Origin of the sequence: Mesorhizobium sp. M1066, assembly GCF_040318635.1 — a bacterium.
In the GTDB taxonomy this organism is placed as follows: Bacteria; Pseudomonadota; Alphaproteobacteria; order Rhizobiales; family Rhizobiaceae; genus Mesorhizobium.
The window spans coordinates 480,474-494,906 of the sequence record NZ_JAMYMR010000002.1 but is presented as its reverse complement, the minus strand read 5'-3'; the positions used below and the strand labels follow the sequence as shown (position 1 = coordinate 494,906).

Below are 14,433 nucleotides of genomic sequence, written 5' to 3'. Positions count from 1 at the left end.
TGTCGAAGCATGATCCGAAACCGTTCCCGCTTTGGGATCATGCCCTGGACTCCCCGAGCGCTCCCTCCAGTGCGCTCTTCTTCGGCCCCCGCCCCCGGGGGCCTCTTCTTTATCCTTTCAAGACCGCCTGTTCGGCAATGGCGGACAGCACACTGCGCACGTCCAGCGTGCTGAACGGCTTTTCCAGGATCTGCGGCCGCTGCTGTGCCGGCAGCGCCTCGATTTCGGCTTTCGCACCGATCAGGTCGCCTGTGACCAGCACGAAACGCCGTGCCAGATCAGGCTTTTCGGCGAGCAACTCGCGATAGATCGATATGCCGCTAACGCCGGGCATGCGCAGGTCCGAAAAGACGATGTCCGGCGGCATGTGGCCGCTCAAAGTGGCGGCGCCCGTTTCCCAGACAGGAACGATCCGTGACTTGATGCCCATCAGTTCGAGAATGTCGGAGAGCGAGCCGGCGACATCCGGCTCGTCGTCGATGATCAAGGCATGGCGCAGGCCGCTCGATCGCGGCTGGTTGTCGCCGGCGGTGGCGAGGCCGGCCACGATGGCCGGCAGCTGGACGACGAAGCGCGCGCCTCTCGGGAGCACTTCCTCGAACCAGACATTGCCATTGTGCCGCTCGATGATCGATTTCGAGATCGACAGGCCGATGCCGGTGCCGACACCGACCGGCTTGGTGGTGAAATAGGATTCGAAGATGCGGCCGCGGATCGTTTCCGGCACGCCGGGCCCATTGTCCTCGACCGAGAAGCAGGGATGACCGCGGTCGCTGCGGAACGTCCGCACCTTGATCAGCCGGTCGCCGGCAATGCCGGCCAAAGCGTGCTGGCTGTTGATGAGGAAATTGGCCGCCACCTGCGTCACATGGTCGGCGTCGGCCATGGCCAGCAGCGGGCCGGCGGCGAAATCGGTGTCGATGGTGATGCCGCTCGAGCGCGCGCCATAGGCGGTCACTTCGAGTGCCGACCGGATCACCTGGTTGAGGTCGGTCTCGGCTTGTGCCGCGGGATGGAGGCGGACCATCGACAGGAAGCTCTTGACGATGCGGCCGCAGCGCTCGGCGGCCGCGCGGACCTTCTCGGCGCGCACCTTGGTCTGCGGGTCGGAAGCGAATTCGTGCAGCAGCGTCGATTGCGCCACCACCACGGCCAGCGGATTGTTGAGCTCGTGCGAGACGCCGGCCAGCAACGAACCCATCGCCGCCATCTTCTCGTTCTGGTGCAGCTTCTCGCGCTGCCGGCCGATCTCCTCCTCGGCGCGCAATTTGTCGCGCAGGTCGCGGATGGAGCCGAAGATCAGGCGGCGGTCGGCAACCCGCATCTCGGTTGCCGTCAGCTCGATCGGGAACACTTCGCCGGCGGCGTTCTGGGTCACCGTCTCGAGCCGTTGGCCGACCATCGGCGCACCGCGGCCGGACATGTATTCGGCCCCCGAAGCATAGCCCTTGCGGTAGTAGATCGGCACGATCGTATCGAGCAGGTCCTTGCCGAGGATGTCGCTGCGCTGGAAGCCGAACATCTTCTCGGCAGCCGGATTGAATTCGATGATTGAGCCGGTCTCGTCGATGACGACGATGGCATCGAGCGAGGCCTGCAGCATGGTGCGGCGAATGACCTCGCTGGCGTGGGCGTCCGAGGGCGAGCGCTCGATGGCGTCGCCGATGGCCAGCGCGATGATATGCAGCGTCGCCTCTTCCTCGTCCGTCCATGCACGCTCGTTGACGCAGTCATTGACCGCCAGCGTGCCCCAGAGATGGCCATGCGCGAAGACCGAGACCGAGAGGAACGATTTGATGTTCTGCTTCTCGAAATCGGTCCTCAGGAAGCCTTCGAGGTCGCGCGTATGGCCGGCGAAGATCTTGCCTTGCCGTTCGTCCTCGGCAAGCCGCTCCAGCAGGGGGTCGGAATTGACGATCGATTGCATGATGACGGTTGGCGACGCCAGTTCGCCGCCGAAAAGAGGGTCGATCCAATAAGCGGCGACGGATTGGGCGAAGCCCTGGCCGGGCAGTTCGCGCAAGCGAAACAGGATGCCGCGCTGGCAATCCATGGCCCGGCAGAGCGTTTCCAGTATGCCGTCCATCTCGCGCTGCCAGTCGCCGGCCTCGCGAAGCCGGCGAACGACGCGCACGGCCGCCATCGCCGCGCCCTGCCTGAACCCTTGCATATCGGTGCTTGCTGCTTCAGCGATCATCTTGTGCCGTCATTCCGGAGTCGTGCCAATTCGGAGTCGTGCCTATTCCGGCTGGCGAGCAGCCGAATCCTTCTGGCCCGGTCCTCAGTTGCCATCGCCGGTCGGCAGCGAGAAGATATAGCCCTCGCCGCGCACCGTGCGCAGGAATTTCGGATTGGCGGGATCGGCCTCGATCTTCTTGCGTAGCCGCATGATGCGAATGTCGACCGCGCGTGACGATTCCGGATCTTCGGTGAAACCGATCGCCTCGGAGATAGCGGCGCGGGTCAGCAGCCGATTGGCGCGGGTGAGGAAAATCTCCAGCACGTCGAACTCACTCTTGGCCATGTCGATCACCGCGCCATTGGCGCCGGTGACCAGCCTGCCGTCGAGATCGGCCTGGAAGGGGCCGAAGGTAACGGAACGGCGATCCGTCCCGGCCTTGTTGTCCTGGAGCTCCTTCGGCTGGGGAACCCGGCGCAACACGCTGCGCACCCTGGCCAGCACTTCGCGCAATTCGTAGGGCTTGACGATGTAGTCGTCGGCACCGAGTTCCAGCCCGACGATGCGGTCGAGCGCGGTGCCGGCCGCGGTCGCATAGATGATGCCGATCGGCAGTTTCGAACGCAGCCAGCGGCCGAGCGAGAGGCCATCCTCGCCGGGCATGGCGATGTCGAGAATGGCGAGATGAAACGATTGCGTTTCAACGAGGCTGCGCGCCGCGGCAGCACTTTCAGCGGTGGCCACGTCATAGCCGGATGCGCCAAGATATTCGGCGACCGCGTCCCTGAGGTCGGGCTCATCCTCGACGATGACAATTCTTGCCCGCACGATGCTTTCGCTCCCACTTTCAGTGGAAAGTAGATTGGGTATAAACATCATGTCCAGCACTCATATCCGGGTTGCCAGGGAACGGTTGGAAAAGATGGCCGCACGATCCGTTATTGCGCTCGTTTCGGTAGCCGAAGTGGTGGCGACCGAACTCGCCGACCATCTCGAGCGGCGCGGCCACGATGTGCATCAGGCACGTCAGCCCTGGGAGGCCGAATCGCTGCTGTCGGGAAAGGGCATCGACGTCGTCGTCGTCGGCGACAGCCTCAGCCAGGCGGAGGGGCGGGACCTGCTCAGACGTTATGGCGGCCAAGGAGGAGGCGGCGAGGGCGGACCGGATTTTATCCTCATCTGCCGGCCGGCCGATCTTGTCGACAAGGTGCTGGCGCTGGAGCTTGGTGCGGCCGACGTCGTGGAGAGCCCGCTCAATGTCCGTGAACTGGCCGCCCGTGTCGGCGGCCTGCTTTCGCGCCGCGGCAGGGGTACCCAGGAACTGATCGTGCTGGAGAACGCGACCGTCGATCTGAGATCGGCCATGGTCATGCATCGCTCCGGCTCCGAGGAACAGCTTTCGCCCGGCCAGGTGGCGCTGCTCAGGTTGTTCCTGGCCAGTCCGCGCAAGGTGCTGACGCGTGACGATATCATCGCCGCGGCACCGGCCGAAAACGCCGACGCCTTCGATCGTTCGATCGATTCGCGCATCGTGCGGCTGCGCCGCAAGCTCGACACCGCCACCATCACCACAATACGTGGAGCCGGCTATCGGTTCGATCCGCCGCGGCAATTCGCCGACTGACTGCCGGGTACTGGCGCAATCCCTTTTTTCGGGCATCGGATTTTCCATCTCTGGGGCCCGATGCTCCTGATACTCAGCGTACCAGCAGAAGCGATGGCCCCACCGGCATGTCACTGCCCATGGTGAGTTCGCTTGCATGGGCGCGGTCCCTGAGAAGCATGGTGGCAAGACCGGCAAAGCCGAGCAGGCCTTGGGCGTAAAGCAGTGCGGACAGCACCGAAGCAGCGAATTTCGTTTTCATCGTCGCAGTTCCCCAAAAATGCCAATTCTCTAGAAATGACCTGTTGCGGGTCGCTTCAGGATACCCCCGAAGTGCCCGCGCCGCCCACGGAGCCCCCCGTCGCGGCGCGGGCCTTCGGTCCTCTCGGCAGCAAGTTGCCGGAGGCGCCGCGCAAACCCGTCAGCCTAAGGCCGACCCGCCAGAGGGCCTTTAGCCGGGCGATGCGCAGGCTGGAAACAATCCAGACCGTGGCGAAAAACAGTGCGGCATGCAGCGTCGAAATCTCGCCCGAAGTCATCGCGCCGAGGCTTGTCAGCGGGGTGCCGGCAACCGTGCCGACGCCGCCGATGACCGCTGCCGCGATGCTGATCCTGAGAAGCCAGGACAGCGCGTTCGATTTCGTTCCCATGTTCGTTACCGGCTGTTTTCGTTGCGTCAACTTTGCTCGCGGCCCGTATCCGGATCATGCCGCTAGGAGCCGCGCTTTGTTGCAAGTTGGTTTCGATGCCGACGGTTGTTCTTTCACATGACGCCGATTCGCACTTTCGTTTAGGGGCGGATACTCATGTTCCCGACTCTTGGTCTTGGCTGGGCGGGCCTGCCGAGCCTGTTCTAGCCAGGCTTATAAGGAGGCGTTTGTTAACCGGTGGAAACAGATTCGAAACAGAAGCGAGCATTTTGCGAAATCCTCTCGAAACATGACGTTGGGATAAGCGGCCATCGAATTGGAGCCGGCCTAACCGGCAGAGAGAGGGGACTTCATCATGCATACCGCCATTTCCGCGAAGCTCATCAACATCACCGCCGCTGCCTTGACTGGTGCAGCACTGCTGCTCGGCGCCGGCTCGGGTGCAGCGCACGCCGCCAACAAGATCGTGGCGCGCGTTTCGCTTTCGCAGCAGATCATGGAAGTCTCCGTCGACGGCCGGCCGACCTTCGCCTGGAAAGTCTCCACCGGCGACCGGGCCCATGTGACGCCGACCGGCTCGTTCAAGCCGACCCGCATGCATGAAATGTGGTACTCGAAGAAATACGACAACGCCCCGATGCCGCACTCGGTCTTCTTCAGCGGCGGCTATGCGGTGCACGCGACCTATGCGATCAAGCGCCTCGGCCAGCCGGCGTCGCATGGCTGCGTGCGGCTGCACCCCGACAACGCCGCCGATTTCTACCAGCTCGTCGAAACCTTCGGCGCGACCAACACCAGCATCGTCATCGTCAAGTAGCAGGCTGGAAACGGTGGCGTGTCAGCATGCTGGCACGCCTCGAGGCTCCCGTCGGAAAACGCTGCGGTATCGAGCACAGCTCGAACCGGGTGTATCGAGTACAGCGCAAACCGGCGGTATCGAGCAAAGCTCGAACCGGGGTATCGAGCCCAGCCAAAAGAAAGAGGCCGGGAAATTCCCGGCCTCTTTTCTTTTGCTTCCATCGATTTGCCCTGCGCATTTCCGGGCGGGACTCCCTCGACCGCCCTAGCTCGGCAGTGCCGGCATCAGCTTGGGATCCGGCTTCTCCGCCAAATGAGGCAGGTCCTTGCTGGCGATGAAGGTGTAGAACATGGGCACGACGAAGAGCGTGAACAGGGTGCCGACCAGGATGCCGGTGAAGATGACCAGGCCCATCGAATAGCGGGCCGCGGCACCAGCGCCGCTGGAGGTGATCAGCGGCACAACGCCGAGCGCCATCGCCGCTGTCGTCATCAGGATCGGCCGCAGGCGCACCTTAGCCGAGGCGATGATGGCGTCGCGCCGCCGCATGCCATGTTTTTCACGCTGCTGGTTGGCGAACTCGACCAGCAGGATGCCGTGCTTGGTTATCAGACCGATCAGTGTGATCAGGCCGACCTGCGTGTAGATGTTGAGCGTGCCCAGGCCCAGATTGAGCGGCACGATCGCGCCGAAGATCGACAGCGGCACCGCCATCATGATGATCAGCGGGTCGCGGAAGCTTTCAAACTGCGCCGCCAGCACCAGATAGATGACGACCACGGCGGCCGCGAAAGCGATCAGGATGGTGTTGCCCTGTTCCTTTTCCTGCCGCGATTGACCGGAATAGTCGAGGAAGAAGGTGTCGGGCAGGCTCTCCTTGGCAATGTCCTCCAGCGCCTTCAGCCCGTCGCCAGTCGTGACGCCGGGCAGCGGGAGCGCCGAAATCGTCGACGAATTCAGCTGGTTGAACTGCTCGATTGCCGCCGGCGCCGCATTGGTCGAAATCTTGACCACCGCCGATAGCGGCACCATCTCGCCCGTCACGCTGCGCACGAAGTATTCGCCGAGCTTGTCGGGGTTGTCGCGAAACTCTTGCGGCACCTGCGGGATGATGTCGTAGCTGTTGGAATCGCGGTCGAACTGCGCCACTTCGGCGCCGCCGACCAGCAAGGTCAGCGTGCGGCCGATATCGGCGATCGGTAGGTTCAGCGCCGCGGCGCGGTCGCGGTCGATGGTCACCGTCACCTCCGGCGCGTCATAGGCCATCGAATTCTGCACGACGATGAAGCGGCCGGAGGCCTGCGCCTTGTTCTTGATCTGCTCGGCCACCTCGTACACTTCCGAGGAAGCGCCGGTCGATCTCACCACCATGGAAATGGGCAGGCCGCCACCGGAGCCCGGCAACGTCGGCGGTGCAAAGACGAAAGCCTCGACACCGGCCACTTTGGCGATACGGGCCGTAATGTCGGCCTGCAGTTCCTTCGAATTGCGCTTGCGTTCCGCCCAGTCCTTGAAGGCATAGCCGACGAAGGCGCTGTTTGTCGTGCCACCGAAGGCGACGGCCGAGAACTGCGCCCGTGTTTCGGGAATATCCTTCACCAGGCCGAGGATCTGGTTGACGTATGTCTCGGTGTAATCGGAGGTCGCATAACGCGGCGCCGTCACAATCGAGAGCAGAAAGCCCTGGTCCTCTTCCGGCGCCAGTTCGCTCGAGGTCTTGGTGAACATGAAGCCGGTGACACCGACAAGCGCAAGCACGATGATCAGCGTCAATGGGCGATAATTGAGCGACCCGGTGACGGCCCGTTCATAGACATGCTCGACGCGGGCGAAGGTGCCGTCGACAATGCGCTGGAAACGGCCCGGCGTGCCGGACTTCAAGAGGCGTGCCGACATCATCGGGGTGATGGTGATGGCGATGACGCCCGACAGCACCACCGAGCCGGCGAGCGTGACTGCGAATTCGCGGAACAGCGCGCCGGTGAGGCCGCCGGTGAAGGCCAGCGGCGCGAACACGGCGGCCAGCGTCATGGTCATGGCAACGATGGCTGACGCGATTTCGCGCATACCGCTGAACGCAGCCTGCATCGGGGACATGTGGTCTTCTTCCATGTGACGATGGATATTCTCCACCACCACGATGGCGTCGTCGACGACCAGGCCGATCGCCAGCACCATGGCCAGCAGCGACAGCAGGTTGATCGAGTAGCCGACAGCAAACAAAAGGAAGCAGACGCCGATCAGCGACAACGGGATGGTGATGATCGGCATCATCACCGACCGGAAGGAGCCAAGGAACAGAAGGATGACGACGATGACGATGGCAACCGCCTCGGCGATGGTCTTGAACACCTCTTCGATGGAAGCGCTGATCTGCCCGGTCGCGTCGTAGACGACCTCGATCGTCATGCCTTTCGGCAGCGTCTCCTGAATCTGCGGCACCAGCTTGGTGAGCGCAGCCGCCGTGGTCAGCGGATTGGCCGCCGGCGTCGGGAAGATGGCGAGGAAGGTGCCTGGCTTGCCGTTGAACGAGACCCTGGTGTCGGTGTTCTCTGCGGCGAGTTCGACGCGAGCCACGTCGCGCAACCGCACCACATTGCCGTCGGTAGAGCGCAGCGGCAGCTCGGCGAATGCCTCCGGCGTCTGCAATGTCGAGCGCACGGTGATCGAGGAAACGACATACTCGTTCTGGGTGTTGCCGGGCGCCGACAGGAAGTTGGAATTGTTGATCGCCGTCAGCAGTTCGGAGGCCGTCACGCCGCGCGCGGCAAGCTTGACCGGATCGATCCAGACGCGCATCGAGTATTCCTGGGCGCCGAAGATCTGCACGTCGGCGACGCCTTCGACCGTCGACATGCGCGGTCTGATGACGCGCTCGATATACTCCGTCAGTTGCTCCTTCGTCATGTTCGGATTCTGCATCGAGATGTACATCATCGCGAACTGCTGGCCGGTGCCCTTGACGATGACAGGGTCCTTCGACGCGTCCGGCAAAGTGCCGCGCACGCCCTGGACCTTGGACAGAACTTCGGTCAGCGCGACGTCGGGGTTCGAGCCGAGCTTCATCTGCACCGTCACGGTGCTGGAGGACGGGCGGCTGGACGAGGTGACGTAGTCGATGTTTTCGGTCGAGGCGACGGCGCGCGCGATCGGGGCGGAAATGAAGCCCTGGATCAGATCGGCGCTGGCGCCCGGATAGGCCGTGGTGATGGTGATCGCCGTTTCATCGACCTTCGGATACTGCCGGATCGACAGGTTGAAGATGCCCTGGAAACCCAGGAGCAGGATCATGCAGGCAAGGACCGTCGAAAGAACAGGCCGGCGAATGAAGAGGTCTGAAAAGCTCATTGCTGTTCGGCCTGCTTGTTTGCCGATTTGGTCGGGTCGATGGTGTTGTCCACAACGACGGACATGCCGTTGAAGAGGCGGTTCTGACCGGCGGTGACGACTTCGTCGCCAGCCTTCAGCCCCTCGACGATCTCGACCATGCCTTGATTGCGGCGGCCGGGCTTGACGAACACCTGCGACAGCACGAGCGCGGGCTTGTTACCTTCCGCCGCCGGCTTGGCCGCATCGGGAACCTGGTCAGTCGGCTTTGCCGCATCGGCGGTGGGCTTGGCTGCATCAGCCGCCGGCTTCATGGCATCGGCCGGCTTGGTGTCCGCAGGCTTGGCATCAGCCGATTTGTCGGCTGCCGGCGCGGCGGGTTTTTCCTCCGGCTTGGCAGCTGGCGCCGCCTCGGCGGGCTTGGCTGGCTGCACCACGAAGATGTAGTCGCCATAGAGACTTGTCGTCAGCGCCGTCTGCGGCAGGGTCAGCACGTTCTGCTCTTCGGGCAGCTCGACACGCACCTGCACGAACTGGCCGGGGGTCAGCTTGCCATCGGGATTGGCGACTTCCGCCCGGATGTTCACCAGCCGGCTGGACGAGTCGATCTTCGGGTCGATGCCGCGAATGGCGCCTGCGAATGGCCTGTCCTCACCGCCAAAGCCCAATCGAATCGTCTGGCCTATCTTGAGCAAGGCGAGTTGCTGTTCGGGAACCGAGAAATCGACCCGCATCGTGTCGAGATCCTGCAATGTCACCACGGCGGTGCCGGGCGCCAGATACTGGCCGATATCGATCCTCGGAATGCCCACCGTGCCGCCGAAAGGCGCCGTCAACTGCTTCTGCTCGAGCACGGCCTGCAGCTTGGTGACCTGAGACGCCGAGGCCGAGGCCGCCGCACGCGCCGTGTCCAGCGTCGAGTCGGAGCCAACGCCACGCCTGGTCAGTTCGATGGCGCGGGCAAGCGATGTCTGATCGAGCGCGGCCTGCGCCTTCTGTGCGTCGAGATCGGCGCGCTCGACGGCGTCATCGAGCTGCAGCAGAACCGCATTGTCCGCCACCTTCTGGTTGGCATGGAAAAGGATGTCCTTGACGATACCGGTGGTCTCGACCGTCAGGTCGACACCGCGCACGGCCTTGACCGTACCGATCGCCTCGACGCCGGGCGTCCAGGCCGAAGGCTTGGCGATGGTTGTCGAAACGGTTGCTGCCGGCGGCTTCATCGATGCGAAGTACTGCTTGATGCCGTTGTCACGCAGGAAGTTGAAGCCGACGATGCCGCCGACCACGACGACGAGCAGGGCCAAAACCAGAACAATGATAAATATACGGAGTATGCGCTTGAACAAGGAAGTCCCCTCAGTCGAAAATCCGGCGCGAAGCGCGGATATCGGGACACATATCGACTGCGGGTCCCGATTTCAAATAATGGCGGTCTTACTGTACCGTCTGGACGGTCTTGTCAATTGGGCCTAAGCTTGCGATGGGAGGCACCATGAGAGCCCAACGACCGAATTCGCGCGAGAAGATTCTCGCCGCGGCGGCTGATGTTGCCCGGGAATCCGGACCAGGCAGCCTGTCGCTGGATGCCGTCGCCAGCCGTGCCGGCGTGTCGAAAGGAGGGCTCCTCTACAACTTCCCGACCAAGGCCAAATTGATGCAAGGTTTGGTCGAAGGCTATCTGCGTGAGTTCGAGCACGCGCTGGAAGCCGCCCGCACAAATGACAAGGACGAAAATCCCCTGGCCGTCTACATCAGGCTGTCGGCCAATGATTGCGAGGAAAAGCAGCCGTCGGCGTCCTGGATCTTCTCGGCCATCGCCGAGGATCCCGATTTCATGATGCCGATAAAGACCTTCAAGCGGCAGCTTTTCGAGCGGCTGAAAGGCGAAACGCCGGATCTCAAATCGCTATTGATCTGCTATCTCGCCATCGAGGGATTGCGCAGCATGAACCTCTTCGATTCGGATGTCCTGTCGAAAGACGAGCGCGAGTTGTTGGTATCGTCCCTGCTCGAGATTGCCAAATAGGTCGCCCACCCGCTTTTCGGCCAGGCCTGTGCGTCAACGCGGTTCGCCGGCGTCACACAGGGTTCATCGTGCGGCCATAGCGTCTTCCCAGTTCTTTGCTGCAATGCATCTGGAGTGGGACATGGTGGAATAGTTTCCAGCGAGGCGGGCATTCCGAGACCGGATCATCCGCTGGAACAATCGGGCAGCGCGAAGTGGTTCCTGCCCGCCTTCGGCGTGCGCACCGTCGCCCCATTGCAGCCGGAACCGTTCGCCGCCATCGTTCCGGCAACGCCCGACGCAATTTGCTGCTTGCCTGGGTGCTGACGCTGCCGTGCTCGATCACGCTCGGCCCTGAAGGCTTTAGTCTAGCATTTGCTTCCGGCGGCCAGTAGCGGGGTGTCTCCTGGTTGGATTCCGCTGCTCGTTCGACGCGAGAGTTTCGGGATAGCGGCGATCAATTCTTGGGTATAGGCCTGCTGCGGACGATCCAGAACGTCTTCCGTGTTGCCATACTCAACCAGCTTGCCGTGCTGCATGACCGCAACGTGCTCGCAGAGATAACGCACCACGCCCAGATCGTGGGAAATCAGGATCAGCGTCAGCGACAATTCGCGGCGCAGCCGCGCAAAGAGGCCGAGCACCTGGGCCTGGATGGTGACGTCCAGAGCGGAGGTGACTTCATCGGCGATCAAGATCTCGGGCTCCAGCGCCAGCGCTCTGGCGATGCCGACGCGCTGCCGCTGGCCGCCGGAAAGCTGCGTGGTGCGTCGGCCCAGCAACTGGCGTGGCAATTCCACTTTTTCCATCAGCTCGCGGATCCGCTCCGGGATGTCTCTTTCCGGGCAGATGTTCTGTTGCCGCAGCGGTTCGGCCAGAGTTCGCGCAACCGTAAACGCCGGGTTGAGGGACATGAACGGGTCCTGGAACACCATCTGCAGTTTGCGAACCTGCTCCGGTCGGCGCTGCCTCAGTGCGCGATCGAGCGATTGGCCGTCCACCTCGATCTCTCCTTGTTCCGGCTGCACAAGGCCTGCAATAGCCCGGGCTATGGTGCTCTTGCCGGAACCGGACTCGCCGACGATCCCCAGTGCCCCACCGCGCCGCAATGCCAGCGAAACATTGTCGACGGCGCGCACGATTTGCGGCGGCTTGCGAGTCGCCCAGGCTGCAAGGCTCTGCCCTGGGTAGAAGTTCACGCACAGGTTCTTCACCAGGAGATGCGGTTCCGTCGCCACGGGGCAGGCATGCGTGGTCGGCTTCATCAGCGAGGGTTGGGAAGCGATCAGGCGCTTCGTGTATTCATGGGCGGGGTCACGCAGGATCTGATCGACCGAGCCGATTTCCAGCACCGCACCGTCCTTCATGACGACGACGCGGTCGCACATTTCCGCGATCACGCCAAGGTCGTGAGAGACCAGAATGACCGACAGCTTGCGTTCACGCCGGATGCCGCGGAGCAGGTCGAGTATCTGAGCTTGCACCGTGACATCAAGCGCCGTCGTGGGCTCGTCGGCAATCAGCAGTTTCGGTTCGCAGGCAAGGGCCGCCGCGATCATCACCCGCTGACGCATGCCACCGGACAGTTCGTGAGGATAGGCGCCCGCGCGCCTTGACGCGTCCTTGATATGCATGTCTTCGAGCAGTCCGACCGCCCGCGCATTGGCCTGCCGCCAGGATATGCCCTGATGGACCACCATCGCCTCGCCCACCTGACGCCCGACCGTCATGATCGGATCAAGATGCGTCGACGGGTTCTGGAAGATCATCGCCGCTTGCCCGCCGCGCAGCCGGCCCAGCTCGGCATCCTTCATGGCGAGGACGTCGCTGCCCTCGAACATGATCCGGCCCGACTTCACCAGTGCGTTGCCGGCAATCAGCTTGAGGATGGCCCTGCAGGCCACCGTCTTGCCCGATCCGGATTCACCGACGATCCCAAGGACCTCTCCCGCTTTTAGTGAAAAGCTGACGCCGCGCAGGGCGTGGACGTCGCCAAAATTGGTGGCGAAGTCGATGGTGAGGTTCTCGACGCTGACGAGGTCGCTCATCTCAGGATTCCGTGTTCAGGAGGCGGGCGAGACCATCAGCGGTCAACGAGAGGCCCAGCGCCAGAAGGCAGATGGCGATGCCTGGGAAGATCGCAATCCACCATGCGGTCGTCAGGTAGGTCTGCCCATCCGCGATCATGGCGCCCCATTCGGGCGTCGGCGGTTGTACGCCGAGGCCGAGAAAACCCAATGATGATCCGAGCACGATGGCCAGCACGGCATCGGTCATGACGAAGACGATCGATGGGACGATGGCATTCGGCAGGATGTGGAACAGCATGATGCGCAAATGCCCAAAACCCATGCCACGTGCCGCCAGCACGAAATCGACGCCGCGCAGCACCAACGCCTGGCTCCGCACAAGTCGCGCATAGCTGACCCAGTTCACCAAGGTGAGCGAGATGAAGTAGCTCTTGAGGCCGGGTCCCAGCACGGCCACGATGGCGATCACGAGGACGAAATAGGGAAATGATACGGTGACCTCGAGGATGCGCATCAGCGCGGCATCGATCCGGCCACCCAGATAGCCGGCGATAAGGCCGATGATCGTCCCCAGGATGATCGGACCGACGACGCCGAAGAAGGCCATTGCGAGATCGTAGCGTGCGGCAAACAGTGTCCGCGCCAGGACATCGCGGCCGATGGCGTCGGTGCCAAACCAATGCTCGGCGCCAGGTGGTTTCAGCGCCTGCATCACATCGACCTTGATCGGGTCGAAACTGGTCAGCACCGGCGCCAAAATGGCCACGACGATCCAGGCCAAGGTGATGGCGCCGCCAATGATCAAGGTTGCCGGCATCGTCCGGATACGCGCCATGGCCAAGGAGCCGCTGCCCTGCATCACATCGCTCATAATTCCACCCTTGGGTCGAGAATGGCGGTCAAGACATCGACGGCAAAATTCGAAATGACGACACCTACGGCAAGCAGCAGGGCCACCGCCTGGACGACGAACTGGTCGTGCGTGAGAACGCCGCGGATGAGCAGGTTGCCGAGCCCTGGAATGTTGAAGACATTTTCGACAACGACCGTTCCGCCGATCAGGAAGGCGACCACGACGCCCAGCAGATTGACCGTCGGCAACAGGGAATTCCAGAATACATGTCGGGAAAAGATATAGCTTTCCGGCAGGCCCCTGGAGCGGCAGGCGATCGCGTAATCCTTGTCCAGCTGCTGAATGAAGGTCGCGCGCAGATTGCGCGCGAGGATCGGCGTCACCCCGATGCCGATCGTCAGGGCCGGCAGGAACAGATGCCACAGATTGTTGATAAAGGTCGGTCCGTATCCAGAGACGGGGAAGATCTTCAGCCGCAGGCAGAAGCCCATGATCAGCAGCAAGCCGACAAAGTAGGACGGCACGCCGACGCCCGCGACGCAGACGAGACGGATGAGGTGATCGATCCACCGTCCGCGCTGCCGGGCAGCGGTGACCGCGAGCGCGAATGTCAACAGCAGCGAGATGACAAGGCCATAGAGGATCAAGAAAACCGTCGGCGCGATCCGTGCCGCGATGACGCCGCTGACGGGACCCCGGAAGGCGATCGACTGACCGAAATCGCCGCGCAGGCAATTCAGCACGTAATAGAAATACTGCACGGGGATGGGCTGATCGAGACCGTATCGCGCCCGCACGAATTCGATCGCCTCCTGACTGGCCTTGGGGCCAAGCATGAGGCGAACCGGATCGCCGGGTGTCATTTGCAGCAGCAGGAAGGTGATCACACTGATACCCAGCAGCACGGGGATCAACTGTATCGGCCGTCTAAGCACGAAGGAGAATCGATTCATGGTCGGGATCCTGGTGTCAAATCGATGCGAG

At 62.6% G+C, this 14,433-nt stretch carries 12 protein-coding genes; 3 read left to right on the top strand and 9 right to left on the bottom strand.

All coding sequences use genetic code 11. The features are described from left to right. Positions 1–109 precede the first annotated feature (109 nt). Together NKH52_RS05390 and NKH52_RS05385 are read right to left on the bottom strand one after the other, a co-directional pair. Positions 110–2,197: an ATP-binding protein gene (locus NKH52_RS05390; RefSeq protein ID WP_352733900.1), complete on the bottom strand. Its 2,088-nt coding sequence runs from the start codon at positions 2,195–2,197 to the stop codon at positions 110–112. Between the two features lie 84 nt (positions 2,198–2,281). Further along, on the bottom strand, positions 2,282–3,055 hold the full coding sequence (locus tag NKH52_RS05385; protein WP_352733951.1) for a response regulator: 774 nt from the start codon (positions 3,053–3,055) through the stop codon (positions 2,282–2,284). Between the two features lie 46 nt (positions 3,056–3,101). Between NKH52_RS05385 and NKH52_RS05380 the strand changes: the two genes are divergently transcribed. Then, on the top strand, positions 3,102–3,803 hold the full coding sequence (locus NKH52_RS05380) for a winged helix-turn-helix domain-containing protein (protein ID WP_352733953.1): 702 nt from the start codon (positions 3,102–3,104) through the stop codon (positions 3,801–3,803). A gap of 73 nt (positions 3,804–3,876) precedes the next feature. Here the strand turns inward: NKH52_RS05380 and NKH52_RS05375 are convergent, their stop codons facing one another. Both NKH52_RS05375 and NKH52_RS05370 read right to left on the bottom strand, forming a co-directional pair. Further along, positions 3,877–4,044, bottom strand: coding sequence for a hypothetical protein (locus NKH52_RS05375; protein WP_023811016.1), 168 nt, complete (start codon positions 4,042–4,044; stop codon positions 3,877–3,879). Positions 4,045–4,099: 55 nt separating this feature from the next. Next, positions 4,100–4,432 carry a hypothetical protein gene (locus tag NKH52_RS05370; RefSeq protein ID WP_023811017.1) on the bottom strand — a complete coding sequence of 111 codons (333 nt, stop codon included), beginning with the start codon at positions 4,430–4,432 and terminating at the stop codon, positions 4,100–4,102. 355 nt (positions 4,433–4,787) lie between these two features. On the opposite strand from NKH52_RS05370, the gene NKH52_RS05365 reads away from it, so the two are divergent. Further along, positions 4,788–5,249: a L,D-transpeptidase gene (locus NKH52_RS05365; protein WP_023811018.1), complete on the top strand. Its 462-nt coding sequence runs from the start codon at positions 4,788–4,790 to the stop codon at positions 5,247–5,249. Positions 5,250–5,495: 246 nt separating this feature from the next. On the opposite strand, the gene NKH52_RS05360 is transcribed toward NKH52_RS05365, so the two are convergent. Together NKH52_RS05360 and NKH52_RS05355 are read right to left on the bottom strand one after the other, a co-directional pair. Further along, on the bottom strand, positions 5,496–8,579 hold the full coding sequence (locus NKH52_RS05360; RefSeq protein ID WP_127295200.1) for an efflux RND transporter permease subunit: 3,084 nt from the start codon (positions 8,577–8,579) through the stop codon (positions 5,496–5,498). Then, positions 8,576–9,907 carry an efflux RND transporter periplasmic adaptor subunit gene (locus NKH52_RS05355; RefSeq protein WP_352733903.1) on the bottom strand — a complete coding sequence of 444 codons (1,332 nt, stop codon included), beginning with the start codon at positions 9,905–9,907 and terminating at the stop codon, positions 8,576–8,578. The genes NKH52_RS05360 and NKH52_RS05355 overlap by 4 nt, the downstream gene beginning before the upstream one ends. 146 nt (positions 9,908–10,053) lie before the next feature. Here NKH52_RS05355 and NKH52_RS05350 point away from each other — a divergent pair, with 146 nt between their 5' ends. Beyond that, the gene (locus NKH52_RS05350; protein WP_023811021.1) at positions 10,054–10,587 is read left to right on the top strand and encodes a TetR/AcrR family transcriptional regulator; all 534 of its coding nucleotides are present in this window, start codon (positions 10,054–10,056) and stop codon (positions 10,585–10,587) included. Between the two features lie 347 nt (positions 10,588–10,934). On the opposite strand, the gene NKH52_RS05345 is transcribed toward NKH52_RS05350, so the two are convergent. Genes NKH52_RS05345 through NKH52_RS05335 form a run of 3 tightly spaced genes read right to left on the bottom strand, consistent with a single transcriptional unit; the run spans position 10,935 to position 14,402 of the window. After that, complete coding sequence (locus tag NKH52_RS05345; RefSeq protein ID WP_352733905.1) at positions 10,935–12,614, bottom strand: dipeptide ABC transporter ATP-binding protein; 1,680 nt, start codon at positions 12,612–12,614, stop codon at positions 10,935–10,937. Between the two features lies 1 nt (position 12,615). Next, entirely contained in the window at positions 12,616–13,467 is an 852-nt protein-coding gene (locus NKH52_RS05340; RefSeq protein WP_236383514.1) for an ABC transporter permease, read from the bottom strand. After that, positions 13,464–14,402, bottom strand: coding sequence for an ABC transporter permease (locus tag NKH52_RS05335; RefSeq protein WP_023811025.1), 939 nt, complete (start codon positions 14,400–14,402; stop codon positions 13,464–13,466). Before NKH52_RS05335 ends, NKH52_RS05340 begins: the two co-directional genes overlap by 4 nt. Positions 14,403–14,433 lie beyond the last annotated feature (31 nt).

Excerpts from the sequence above, each read along its gene's own strand:
- NKH52_RS05340 (WP_236383514.1), bottom strand. The coding sequence starts at position 13,467 with ATGAGCGATGTGATGCAGGGCAGCGGCTCCTTGGCCATGGCGCGTATC.
- NKH52_RS05345 (WP_352733905.1), bottom strand. The coding sequence starts at position 12,614 with ATGAGCGACCTCGTCAGCGTCGAGAACCTCACCATCGACTTCGCCACC.
- NKH52_RS05360 (WP_127295200.1), bottom strand. The coding sequence starts at position 8,579 with ATGAGCTTTTCAGACCTCTTCATTCGCCGGCCTGTTCTTTCGACGGTC.
- NKH52_RS05335 (WP_023811025.1), bottom strand. The coding sequence starts at position 14,402 with ATGAATCGATTCTCCTTCGTGCTTAGACGGCCGATACAGTTGATCCCC.
- NKH52_RS05385 (WP_352733951.1), bottom strand. The coding sequence starts at position 3,055 with ATGTTTATACCCAATCTACTTTCCACTGAAAGTGGGAGCGAAAGCATC.
- NKH52_RS05390 (WP_352733900.1), bottom strand. The coding sequence starts at position 2,197 with ATGATCGCTGAAGCAGCAAGCACCGATATGCAAGGGTTCAGGCAGGGC.
- NKH52_RS05380 (WP_352733953.1), top strand. The coding sequence starts at position 3,102 with ATGGCCGCACGATCCGTTATTGCGCTCGTTTCGGTAGCCGAAGTGGTG.
- NKH52_RS05365 (WP_023811018.1), top strand. The coding sequence starts at position 4,788 with ATGCATACCGCCATTTCCGCGAAGCTCATCAACATCACCGCCGCTGCC.
- NKH52_RS05350 (WP_023811021.1), top strand. The coding sequence starts at position 10,054 with ATGAGAGCCCAACGACCGAATTCGCGCGAGAAGATTCTCGCCGCGGCG.
- NKH52_RS05370 (WP_023811017.1), bottom strand. The coding sequence starts at position 4,432 with ATGGGAACGAAATCGAACGCGCTGTCCTGGCTTCTCAGGATCAGCATC.
- NKH52_RS05375 (WP_023811016.1), bottom strand. The coding sequence starts at position 4,044 with ATGAAAACGAAATTCGCTGCTTCGGTGCTGTCCGCACTGCTTTACGCC.